Below are 11,142 nucleotides of genomic sequence, written 5' to 3'. Positions count from 1 at the left end.
AGGGACCTTTGCTACCGCCTTGACGCGGTAGCAAAGGTCCCTTGCTCCCTTGCGCGTCCGTCTGGTCTCGGGCGGAAGGGCGACTACGGTGGAAGCCGATGGTTGAGCGCGCCAGGCCGACCGCTTCCGTGGCGAGATACGGCTTCACCGACCCCCGCGCCGACGGGCAGCTGCGTGCTGCCGGTTGGTGGACCGAATCCGGCCCCGACGGCTCCGCCGCCGACGTGATGTCGGCACTTTCCCGTGCTGCGGATCCCGATCTCGCGCTGAGCGGACTGGACCGGATCAGGGAAGCCGACCCTGGTGCTTGGCATGAGCTCGACCAGGCGCTCCGCACCAACCGCACCTTCCGCGGCCGGCTGCTCGGCGTTCTGGGCACTTCGGGCGCGCTCGCGGACTTCCTGGTCGCGAACACCGACTGCTGGAAGACCCTCCAGGGCGAGAAGAGCATCGCCCCGGATCAGTATGTGAGCAGTCTTCTCGGCCACTTGCGACCGGACGGCGAGCTGCTCACAGGCCTCGAGTCAGAGCAGGCTCTTCGCATCGGCTACCGCGAACTGCTGCTCGGAATAGCCGCGGCCGACCTCGGACATCTTGTCGAACCCGGTCTCCGCCAACCACCCTATGCCGAGATCGGGGCTCAGCTCACGATGCTGGCCGAGGCCGCGCTGACCGTCGGGCTGATGGTCGCGGAGGCCGAGGTGGGCGCCGCCGCCGAAGGCCATCTGTCCGTGATCGCGATGGGCAAATGCGGTGGTCGAGAGCTGAACTATGTAAGCGACGTGGATGTCATCTTCGTCGGAGATGGAGATCTTTCGGTCTCCACGCGGCTGGCCAGCACGATGATGCGTGTGGTCGGCAAGGCATGTTTCGAGGTCGATGCGGCGTTGCGCCCGGAGGGTAAAGCGGGCGCCTTGGTCAGAACCCTCGACGGTCATGCCGCCTACTATCAGAAGTGGGCCAAGACCTGGGAGTTTCAGGCCCTGCTCAAAGCGCGGCCGGTCGCAGGCGATGCCGAACTCGGGCGTCAGTACGCGGAGATGGTCGCACCGAAGGTGTGGGCAGCGGCCGATCGGGAGAATTTCGTTCCCGAGGTGCAGAAGATGCGGCGCCGCGTCGAAGGGCATGTGCCGTCCGCACACGCGGAACGGGAGCTCAAGCTGGGGCGCGGTGGCCTTCGCGACGTCGAGTTCGCCGTGCAGTTGCTGCAACTGGTCCACGGCCGGATCGACGCTGAGCTGCGTTCCCCGTCCACGATGGACGCCCTCGCCGCCCTGGGGGACGGCGGGTACGTCGGCCGGAAGGACGCCGCGGAGCTCGCTTCGTCCTACGAGTTCCTCCGGACCATCGAGCACCGGCTCCAGCTTCGCCGACTACGGCGTACGCATTTGTTCCCTGCCACTTCGGACGTCAGTGAGCTGCGAACGATCGCGAGAGCGAGTGGTGTGCGGCCGGCCCGAGGCAGAGGTGAGGGGGATGTGTTGGTGGCGGAGTTCCGCCGCCACCTGCAGAGCATCCGGCGTCTTCACGAGAAACTCTTCTACCGGCCCCTGCTCCAATCGGTCGCGAACGTGCCGACCGAAGCATTACGGCTGACCACAAAGCAGGCGGAAAGCCGCCTCGCCGCACTCGGTTATGCCGCGCCGGACGGGGCCCTGCAGCACATCAAGGCACTGACCGCGGGAATGTCCCGCAGGGCGGCCATTCAGCAAGCGCTGCTGCCGGTCTTGTTGGACCTGCTCGCCGACACTCCGGACCCGGACCGTGGACTCTTGTCCTATCGGAAGGTCTCGGAAGCACTCGAAGAAACGCCTTGGTATCTCAGGGTTCTTCGGGACGAAGGTGCGGTAGTCGAGCGGCTCGCATTCCTGCTCGGCACGTCACGTCTGGTGCCCGACCTGCTGGCCCGAGCGCCGGAAGTACTGCAGTTGCTCGGTGATCCCGCGCGGCTGGCCGGCCGTACTCCAGCGGAGGTGGCCACTTCACTGCGAGCCGCCGTGCGGCGTCAGCCGGGCTTGAATGCCGCGGTCGCGGCCGCGAGATCGTTGCGCCGGCATGAGATGCTCCGGATCGCGTCGGCGGATTTGTTGGGGTTGCTCGATGTCCCAGCCGTCTGCGAGGCGCTGTCCAGTGTGTGGGTCGCCGTGCTTCAAGGAGCCCTGGCGGCTGCTTTTCGCCAGCGCCAGGCCGAGCTTGGCCAGACCCCAGCGAAGATCGCCGTCATCGGAATGGGGCGGTTGGGCGGGGCCGAACTCGGCTACGGATCCGACGCGGACGTTCTCTTCGTGTGCGAGCCCGCCGAGGGCGTGTCGGACTCCGAAGCAGCGAAGTTCGCTTCCTCCGTCGCCGAGACGGTCCGCAAGATCCTCGGTGCTCCCAGCGCCGACCCGGCACTGATCGTTGACGCCGATCTCCGTCCGGAGGGGCGGAGCGGCCCGTTGGTGCGAACCCTCGAGTCCTACCGCAGCTACTACGGGCGATGGGCGGAGGTCTGGGAATCGCAAGCGCTGCTCCGGGCTCGGTTCATCGCCGGTGACGACGACCTCGGTGCGCGGTTCATCGAGATGATCGACCCCATTCGCTACCCGCCGTCGGGTCTCGACGCGGTCCGCGTGCGGGAGATCAGGCGGATCAAGGCGCGCGTGGAAACGGAACGGATGCCCAAGGGTGCCGACCCGACCCGGCACACGAAACTCGGCCGTGGAGGGCTCGCCGACGTGGAGTGGACGGTGCAGCTCCTGCAGCTGCGTCATGGCCACGAGGTCGAGGGGCTTCGGACCACGTCGACGATCGCGGCACTGAAGGCCGCGGTGGAGGCGGGGCTCGCCGAGCCCGCGGAGATCGAGTCCCTGACCGAGGCCTGGTTGCTGGCGACGCGTGTCCGTAACGCCGGGATGCTGGTCCGTGGCAAGGCGGTCGACGAAATTCCCAGCTCCGGTCGTGATCTCGCCGCGGTCGCGCGGGTGCTCGGCTACTCGGCCGATGACGACCCTGGCGAGTTTCTCGATGCCTACCGGCGGACGACGCGACGTGCCCATGCGGTCGTGGAGACCCTTTTCTACCAGGGCTGATCGCTCTGACCTGCGGATAGAGAGCAAGGGACCTTTGCTGTCGCTTGTCCGGGTTGGGGGAGACGGCAGCAAAGGTCCCTTGCTCACACTCGGCGTCGCGGACGGTGGGTGGCGCTTACAGTGGACCGGTGACTGTGCGCGAGCCGTTTCGCACCCGGATCAAGGTGCGTCATTACGAGCTGGACACCCTCGGCCATCTCAACCATGCCGTCTACCACTCGTACGGCGAGGTCTCCAGACTTGAGCTCATGGAACTCGCTGGCGGCCTCAACGCGGGTATGCGTGATGCGAATCTGGCCTTCGTGCTGCTCGAATCCCACATCGTCTTCCGGCGCGAGCTGCGGGCAGGCGATGTCGTCGACGTGACCTGCGACGCCAAGTTCGGCACCGGCAAGACCTTCCACATGGACTCGAACATCTACAAGGTGGATGGCACCCTCTCCGCGGAAATCACGTGCACGCTGGGGTTGATGGATCTCGAGCGACGCAAACTGGTGGACGACCCGCGTGGCCGCATCGAGCGTGCGGGCGTCGACCTGAAGGTTCTTTCCACCTCGGAGTAGCCGTACCACCTGGTCCCATAAGAAACGCCGGTGGTGAGGGCGCTTCCGCACCTCACCACCGGCGTGCTCTTGGTGTTTCCTACCGCACGATCACACGTCGTAGTACAGAGAGAACTCGTACGGGTGCGGACGCAGCCGCAGGGGGTCGATTTCGTTCTCACGCTTGTAGGAGATCCACGTCTCGATCACGTCGGGAGTGAACACGCCACCCTCGAGCAGGTAGTCGTGGTCGGCTTCCAGCGTGTCGAGAACCGCGCCGAGGTCGCCCGGGACGAGCTTGACGTTCTGGGCCTCCTCCGGGGGAAGCTCGTAGAGGTCCTTGTCGATGGGCTCCGGCGGCTCGATCTTGTTCTTGATGCCGTCGAGACCGGCCATCATCATCGCCGAGAACGCGAGGTACGGGTTGCCGGACGAGTCCGGGCACCGGAACTCGGCGCGCTTGGCCTTCGGGTTGTTGCCCGTGATGGGGATACGGACACAAGCCGACCGGTTCCGCTGCGAGTACACCAGGCTGACCGGGGCCTCGAAGCCCGGCACGAGCCGGTGGTACGAGTTGACGGTCGGGTTGGTGAAGGCCAGCAGGCTCGGCGCGTGCTTGAGCAGTCCACCGATGTAGTGGCGGGCGGTGTCGGACAGACCCGCGTATCCCGACTCGTCGTGGAACAGCGGCGTGCCGTCCTTCCACAGCGACTGGTGGCAGTGCATGCCCGAGCCGTTGTCGCCGGCGAGCGGCTTCGGCATGAAGGTCGCGGTCTTGCCGGCGGCGAACACGGTGTTCTTCACGATGTACTTGAACAGCTGCAGGTCGTCAGCAGCGTGCAGCAGCGTGTTGAACTTGTAGTTGATCTCGGTCTGGCCGGCGGTGCCCACCTCGTGGTGCGCGCGCTCGATCTCGAAACCGGAGCCCTGCAGGTTACGGACGATCTCGTCGCGCAGGTCGGCGAAGTGGTCGACCGGCGGGACGGGGAAGTAGCCGCCCTTGAACTTCGTCTTGTAACCCTGGTTGCCGCCCGGCACGTCGGCACCGGTGTTCCACCAGCCCTCGACGGAGTCGATCTCGTGGAACGAGGCGTGCTCGGCCGAGTCGAACCGGATCGAGTCGAAGATGTAGAACTCGGCCTCGGGGCCGAAGAACACGTTGTCCGCGACGCCGTACTCGGAGATGTACTGCTCGGCCTTGCGCGCGATGTTGCGCGGGTCGCGGCTGTACGCCTCGCGGGTGAACGGGTCGTGCACGAAGAAGTTCAGCGAGAGCGTCTTCGCCTTGCGGAACGGGTCGATACGAGCCGTCTCGGGGTCCGGGAGGAGCAGCATGTCGGATTCGTGGATCGACTGGAAACCACGCACCGAGGAACCGTCGAAGGCCAGGCCTTCTTCGTAGGCTTCCTCGTTGAACGCCTTCGCCGGAACGGTGAAGTGCTGCATAACGCCGGGCAGGTCGCAGAACCTGACGTCGACGACCTCTACGTTCTCGTCGGCGATTAGGCGCTGAATGTCGTCTGGAGTAGTGGGCACCCTCGGTGACTCCTTCTCGTTCGTTGCCGGCGGCAGTACTCTCTTCGGCTCACGCTAAGAGCGCGGTGTTGCCCGACCGTCACCCGTATGTTTCGCCGGTGTTAACGGGGCGGCGATATCGGGTAGTCGACCAGGGCGAATGTGGCCCGCGCCACCGGCATACCCTGGATGGGTGGCGAGATGGACCGGAGAATGGCTGCCCGGAGCCGGCGATGAGACGACGGCCGGTGGCGAGGGTACGCAGCGGTGGCGTGGTGAGCGACTCGGCTTGCCCCAGTCGGGTGTCGGCTCGGTAGCAGGCGGCGGCGCACGCCTTCTTGGGCTGCTCATCGACCTGGTTCTCGCCTCACTGGTCACCACCCTCTTCGTGACTCCCAGCCTTCAGGATCCGGCCGTCATGCAGACCTTCAACCTCTGGTCGGTCGGCGTCTGGGCAGCGATCACGGTCATTCCCGCCGCCTTCTTCGGGTTCACCCCCGGTATGGCAGTGGTCGGAATCCGCGTCGCCAGGCTCGACGGCGCACAAATGGTCGGGGCATGGCGTGCAGTCGTGCGAGGGGCGCTGACCTTTCTGATCATCCCAGCCGCTATCCGCAACATCGACGGGCGAAGCTGGCTCGACCGGCTGACTGGAACCGTCGTAATCCGCATGCGATGACCGCAGGTGAGGGAGCAAGGGACCTTTGCTCTCGCCGGTGGAGGCTCCTACCGGACCGGCCGTGGTCAGGCGGCCGGTGTCGCAGGGACGCTCCCGAGATTTGGAGGCGGTCGTTGTCGGGCGCGGCGGTGGGCTGCTCGCAGGTCGTGGATCACCACCAGCGGCTCGTCACGTAGCTGTGCCGGACTCACCTGGACGACGATGAGGCCAGGAGCGACCAGGGCCGGTGTTTCGGACACCTTGTCCGGTTCGAGGGCGGCCTCGTCGTGGCGGACTTGCAGCGCGACGCCGACCTGCGGCCACCAGGCATCGGCGATTCCGACAACCACTCCGTCCGGAGTCCGTAGCTCTGCCTTCCTCACGGGTTTGGGCAGGCTGCTGCGCTCGACTACGGACGCCAGCCACTGCTCGACGGCGGAGTCGACGCCGTCCTGGAGGGCGTTGACGACTAATCGAGGGAGCGCCGAGCCGATCGTGCTGGCCTGAGCCAGCTCGTCTCGAAGTTCCTCTGGAGTGCAAAGACCGCGATGGACTGCGTCGTGGATCATCGCCCGCACCGACCTGAGTTCGTCCATACGTCGAGCCGCGTCGATGAGGGCTCGGGCTAGAGGAGCGACAGGCAGGCCGTCGATCTCCACTGGTTCCGGCAGGTGGATCGTCCGTTCCACGACGGCGAATCCCCAGGTCGCGACCTTGCTCCGGTGAGGGATAAGGGTGTGCGCCCGTCTTTCTGGCGGGAGTCTTCGGACCCCGTACAACCTGGCTGCCTGTACCCCGGTGAGCATTGCCTCTGGGCCCGCGTGAGTCAGCGCGACCTTCAAGAGCTGGTGCTTGGTCGGTGTGGCATTGGTCAGGAGGATGACGCCGGGTATCGGACGGCGCCACGGGCCGCCTTCGCGGCAACGGCGCGAGATCGAGGAATGAGAGTGCCCGAGGGCGACAAGTTTCGCCCGGGCGGCCACGCCGTCCGGGAACATCGCTGCCAGTGCCTTCTGCCGGGCCCTTGAGGTTCCGTCCACACAGTGATCATGCGACCACCCACCGACAGTTTTGCCCGGAAACGGATCAGGGGTCCTTTGCTACGGCACGCGGCGGTAGCAAAGGACCCCTGATCCTCGTTTCGTCAGCGGCGACGGATGGTGCGCTGGACGTTGCGCATCTTCGCGCCGGCGGGCATCGGGCCCTTGGGCATGGCGGCACCGCGGCTGCCCAGTGCGGCCAGCTTCGCTTCCAGCGCGTCGACCTGGGCGGGCTTGAGGTTCCGCGGCAGCTTCATCAGGTGGCTTTGCAGCTTCTTCAGCGGCACCTGCTGGTCTTCGTTGCCGATGATCACGTTGTAGATCGGTGTCTCACCGATCAGGCGGGACACACGCTTCTTCTCCTGCGCGAGCAGGGACTTCACGCGGTGGGGCGCACCCTCGGCGACGAGCACGACACCCGGACCACCGAGAACTCGGTGCACGGCGTCGAGCTGAGTGGTGGCCGCCACGGTCGGCGTCACCTTCCAGCGGCCGCGCATGTTCTCGAGCGCCCACGCCGCGGCGCCCGGCTGCCCGTCGGCCTTCGAGTACACGGTCTTCTGGACCCGCCTGCCGAAGATGATCACAGCGGCGAGCGCGCCGAGCAGGATGCCCAGCGGCAGCACGACCCAGTGGACGTCGAAGATGAACCCGATACCGAAGACGACACCGGTGATGACCAGGAGCGATCCGACCATCCAGGGGATGAGCGCCTTGTCTTCCTTGCGCTGCATCTTGAATGCCTCGAAGATCTGCCCGCGGCGAGCCTTGCTCGCGGCACGCTTCTCCTTCTTGGCCAGCTTCGCTGCTTCCTTGTCCTGCTTTCCCGCCATGTGACCAGGATACGGCCGCGTGCCCTGCGCCGATCCCGTCGGGCCCTCTGCGAGGATCGGGACGTGGTTAGCGCATCGTCCCCGAAGAGTCGTCCAGGCCTGCTCGATGGGCTCGATCCCGAGCAACGCGCCGCCGCCTGCGCGCCGAGGGGGCCGGTCTGCGTCCTCGCGGGAGCGGGGACCGGCAAGACCCGGACGATCACCCACCGCATCGCCCACCTGGTCCGTTCCGGCCACGTCGCCGCTGGTCAGGTCCTCGCCGTCACCTTCACGACGCGCGCCGCGGGCGAGATGCGCACCCGTCTTCGGGGGCTGGGTGTGGACGCCGCTCAGGCGCTCACGTTCCACGCCGCCGCCCGTCGCCAGTTGCGGTATTTCTGGCCGCAGGTCGTCGGGGACCGGCCTTGGGAGCTGCTCGAGAACAAGTTCCGCTACATCAGCCAAGCCGCCAACAAGGCCGGTCTCGGCACCGAGACCGAACTGCTGCGCGACCTCGCCAGTGAGATCGAGTGGAGCAAGGCCTCTTTGGTATCGCCGGATGACTATCCGGCGGTGGCCGCACGGACACAGCGGGACACGCCGGCGCCCGCCTCGCAGGTCGCGGAGGTCTACCGCAACTACGAGAAGGTCAAGAACGCCGCCCAGGTGCTCGACTTCGACGATCTGCTCCTGCACACCACGGCCGTCCTCGAGGAGCACACGGTGGTGGCCCAGGAGTTCCGTGAGCGTTATCGCTGCTTCGTCGTCGACGAGTATCAGGACGTCACCCCGCTGCAGCAGCGGCTGCTCGATGCCTGGCTCGGCGGCCGTGACGACTTGACCGTCGTCGGTGACGCCAACCAGACCATCTATTCGTTCGGCGGCGCTTCTCCCCGGCCGCTCCTGGAGTTCACGCGGAGGTTCCCCGAGGCGACGGTCGTACGGCTCGAGCGGGATTACCGGTCGACTCCGGAGGTCGTGGCTCTCGCCAATCAAGTGATCGGTGCCGCGCGCGGCCGTCCGGCGGGGTCGAGGTTGAAACTGATCGGCCAGCGTCCTTCCGGGCCGGCCCCGCGGTTCGCGGAGTATGACGACGAGACCGCTGAGGCCGCGGCTGTCGCGCGCAGGATCCGTGATCTGCTGGACAGCGGAGTGGCAGCCAGCGAGATCGCGGTGCTTTACCGTGTCAACGCCCAGTCCGAAGCCTACGAGCAGGCTCTGGCGGAGGTGGGCATTCCGTACCTGGTCCGCGGTGGCGAGCGGTTCTTCGCCAGGGCCGAGGTCCGGCAGGCCATGTCCGCGCTGCGGATGGCGTCGACCGACGCCTACACCGGCGAGCTGGTGACCCGTGTTCGCTCCGTTCTCGCGAAGGTGGGGCTCACCGACCAGCCTCCTGCCGGAGGCGCGGCGAAAGAGCGGTGGGATGCGCTCCTCTCGATCGTCGAGTTGGCCGAGGAGCTCGCTTCCACTGTGGAAGATGCGGATCTCCCTCGATTCGTGGCGGAGCTCGAACAGCGGGCGACAGCGCAGCATCCACCGACGGTGGAGGGCGTCACCCTGGCCTCGATTCACGCGGCGAAAGGTCTCGAATGGGACGCCGTGTTCCTCGTCGGGCTCGCCGAGGGGACCATGCCGATCCTCCACGCCGACGGCGACGACGCGGCCATCGAGGAAGAGCGCCGCCTCTTCTATGTCGGCGTCACACGAGCTCGGGTGCATCTCTCGCTGTCGTGGGCCTTGGCCAGGACGTCGGGAAATCGCCGTAATCGCCGACGCAGCAGGTTCCTCTACGGCCTGATTCCCGAAGATCACCCGGCGGCGAGGGTCGCTCGATCGCAGCAGCCGAAACAGTCCGGTAGCAAGGCCCGGTGCCGCGTGTGCGGCGGGCCGCTGCTGGAGACACTCGACATCAAGCTCGGCCGGTGTTCCCGTTGCCCGTCCAACGTGGACGAGCAGCTGCTCGAGAAGCTGAAGTCCTGGCGTGGGGAGCGCTCGCGGGAGCTCAAGGTGCCGGCCTTCGTCGTTTTCACGGACGCGACGCTCGTCGCCATCGCCGAGCAGCGGCCTACCGATGACACGGCGTTGTGTGCCATCTCCGGGATCGGCGCGACGAAGCTCGAGCGCTTCGGGGCGGAGGTTCTCGACGTCGTGCGGGCCTCAGTGGAGACTTGACCGCGTTCCAGGCTTGATCCACGCGGCGAACCCGCTGCTCAGAGCCGATCTTCGCAACTTCGACGGATTTTCTGGAAAATAAGTTGCCCCGGTGCGGCCGGTGGCAATAACCTGCAGGTACCGGGCGGGAAGCGCCTGGTCTGGGGAAGAACTTCTACAACACAGCGTAGACCGCAGGGCGGCTCGCGCGCGACAGAGAAAGGTGGTGTCAGTGAAATGAGGATCAACATGAAGCTCACGAACCCTGGCACCCGTCTGTCTTGCGTCGCGGAAGTCCCGCAGGCACAGCGCCAGGGCACCTTCATGCCCGTGAGCATCCTTGCCGCCCGCGGCACTCAGCGTCTCAACCGGCGCTGGGTTACCGCCGGCGAGACCTTCACGCACGCTGCCGCCTTCGGTGGGGCGTACGTGAACGGTGGCGTCGATCTGCCGGTCATCAAGCAGTTCCGTGTTCCGTTGTACCAACGGGAGCGAAGTTCCTGACCTAGTCAGGATCAGAGGCTCACGAAGGCCGCGGAACCGGTTACCGGATCCGCGGCCTTCGTGTTTTTTGCTGCACAAACAAGTTGGCTGCACAACCTAATTGGGGTTCAGCGTTGTCCAGTTCCACCGTGAGTACGAAATCCGTTACGGCACAGAGGAGTGCACTTATGTCATCGGCCATAGCGTTCGCGCCGGGGGAGGCCCTGCCCTTCGCCGACGCAGGCGTCGTCGACCTGCTCGACGCCATCGACTCGCCCGAGTCGATGCTTCCCTGCCGTTCGGGCGACGCGGACCTGTGGTTCGCCGAGTCGCCCGCAGAGCTCGAGCGGGCGAAGGCGTTCTGCGCGGACTGCCCGGTCCGTTCCGCCTGCCTCGCGGGCGCCCTTTCGCGGCGTGAGCCGTGGGGTGTCTGGGGTGGCGAAATCTTCGAGCGCGGCGTTGTCGTCGCGCGGAAGCGGCCCCGTGGCCGCCCCCGGAAGAACGCGGTCGTCGAGCCCGCCGCCGAGGCTCGTCCCGTCGCGCGCAAGGTCGAGCGGAGCGCAGCGGCATGACCGTCGAACTCATCACCACCAGGGATTACGAGGCGCGGACGGGAACTCACGCGCCGACCGAATTGAACGAGATCAAGGTCGAGGAGACCAGCGAAATGTTGCTTTATGAAGAACTGTCCAGGGCCCGAATACGAGACCTCGAGGAGGGAGTCCGCGCACAGCGGGCTCGGAGCGGCCCACGCGCCGCGCGCAGGTGGACCAAGGTCGCCCGTTGGGCGACCAGGCGAGCTGAGCGCTTTCAGGCCTGACGTCCCAAAAGGGAGCGGGGGACCTTTGCTATCGCAGCGCGATAGCAAAG

10 protein-coding genes are annotated in these 11,142 nt (G+C 66.4%); 7 read left to right on the top strand and 3 right to left on the bottom strand.

Translation table 11 applies throughout. The features are described 5' to 3' along the window. The first annotated feature begins 98 nt into the window (after positions 1–98). The gene (locus tag ACFVM3_RS40855; RefSeq protein WP_378445145.1) at positions 99–3,071 is read left to right on the top strand and encodes a bifunctional [glutamine synthetase] adenylyltransferase/[glutamine synthetase]-adenylyl-L-tyrosine phosphorylase; all 2,973 of its coding nucleotides are present in this window, start codon (positions 99–101) and stop codon (positions 3,069–3,071) included. 128 nt (positions 3,072–3,199) lie between these two features. Further along, on the top strand, positions 3,200–3,634 hold the full coding sequence (locus ACFVM3_RS40850) for a thioesterase family protein (protein ID WP_044856402.1): 435 nt from the start codon (positions 3,200–3,202) through the stop codon (positions 3,632–3,634). A 90-nt stretch (positions 3,635–3,724) separates the two neighbouring features. Here the strand turns inward: ACFVM3_RS40850 and glnA are convergent, their stop codons facing one another. Beyond that, on the bottom strand, positions 3,725–5,149 hold the full coding sequence (gene glnA / locus ACFVM3_RS40845; protein ID WP_007033879.1) for a type I glutamate--ammonia ligase: 1,425 nt from the start codon (positions 5,147–5,149) through the stop codon (positions 3,725–3,727). 172 nt (positions 5,150–5,321) lie between these two features. On the opposite strand from glnA, the gene ACFVM3_RS40840 reads away from it, so the two are divergent. Then, positions 5,322–5,807 (top strand): RDD family protein, encoded by a 486-nt coding sequence (locus tag ACFVM3_RS40840; RefSeq protein WP_378445143.1) that lies wholly within the window; start codon positions 5,322–5,324, stop codon positions 5,805–5,807. Between the two features lie 65 nt (positions 5,808–5,872). Here ACFVM3_RS40840 and ACFVM3_RS40835 read toward each other — a convergent pair whose 3' ends face one another. Both ACFVM3_RS40835 and ACFVM3_RS40830 read right to left on the bottom strand, forming a co-directional pair. Then, on the bottom strand, positions 5,873–6,475 hold the full coding sequence (locus ACFVM3_RS40835) for a hypothetical protein (RefSeq protein WP_378445141.1): 603 nt from the start codon (positions 6,473–6,475) through the stop codon (positions 5,873–5,875). A 455-nt stretch (positions 6,476–6,930) separates the two neighbouring features. Continuing rightward, positions 6,931–7,659 (bottom strand): DUF4191 domain-containing protein, encoded by a 729-nt coding sequence (locus tag ACFVM3_RS40830; RefSeq protein ID WP_125680464.1) that lies wholly within the window; start codon positions 7,657–7,659, stop codon positions 6,931–6,933. Between the two features lie 63 nt (positions 7,660–7,722). Between ACFVM3_RS40830 and ACFVM3_RS40825 the strand changes: the two genes are divergently transcribed. The 4 genes from ACFVM3_RS40825 (at position 7,723) to ACFVM3_RS40810 (ending at position 11,092) form a co-directional block, all read left to right on the top strand. After that, positions 7,723–9,810 (top strand): ATP-dependent DNA helicase UvrD2, encoded by a 2,088-nt coding sequence (locus ACFVM3_RS40825; RefSeq protein WP_378445140.1) that lies wholly within the window; start codon positions 7,723–7,725, stop codon positions 9,808–9,810. Between the two features lie 216 nt (positions 9,811–10,026). Then, positions 10,027–10,293, top strand: a complete 267-nt coding sequence (locus ACFVM3_RS40820) for a hypothetical protein (protein WP_378445139.1) — start codon at positions 10,027–10,029, stop codon at positions 10,291–10,293. Positions 10,294–10,460: 167 nt separating this feature from the next. Beyond that, entirely contained in the window at positions 10,461–10,844 is a 384-nt protein-coding gene (locus ACFVM3_RS40815) for a WhiB family transcriptional regulator (protein WP_378445138.1), read from the top strand. Next, complete coding sequence (locus ACFVM3_RS40810) at positions 10,841–11,092, top strand: hypothetical protein (RefSeq protein ID WP_126737722.1); 252 nt, start codon at positions 10,841–10,843, stop codon at positions 11,090–11,092. The genes ACFVM3_RS40815 and ACFVM3_RS40810 overlap by 4 nt, the downstream gene beginning before the upstream one ends. Positions 11,093–11,142 lie beyond the last annotated feature (50 nt).

The organism is Amycolatopsis sp. NPDC057786 (genome assembly GCF_042797905.1).
GTDB lineage: Bacteria > Actinomycetota > Actinomycetes > Mycobacteriales > Pseudonocardiaceae > Amycolatopsis.
Note: the sequence above shows the minus strand (reverse complement) of the source record. Positions and strands in the feature narration are given on the sequence as shown.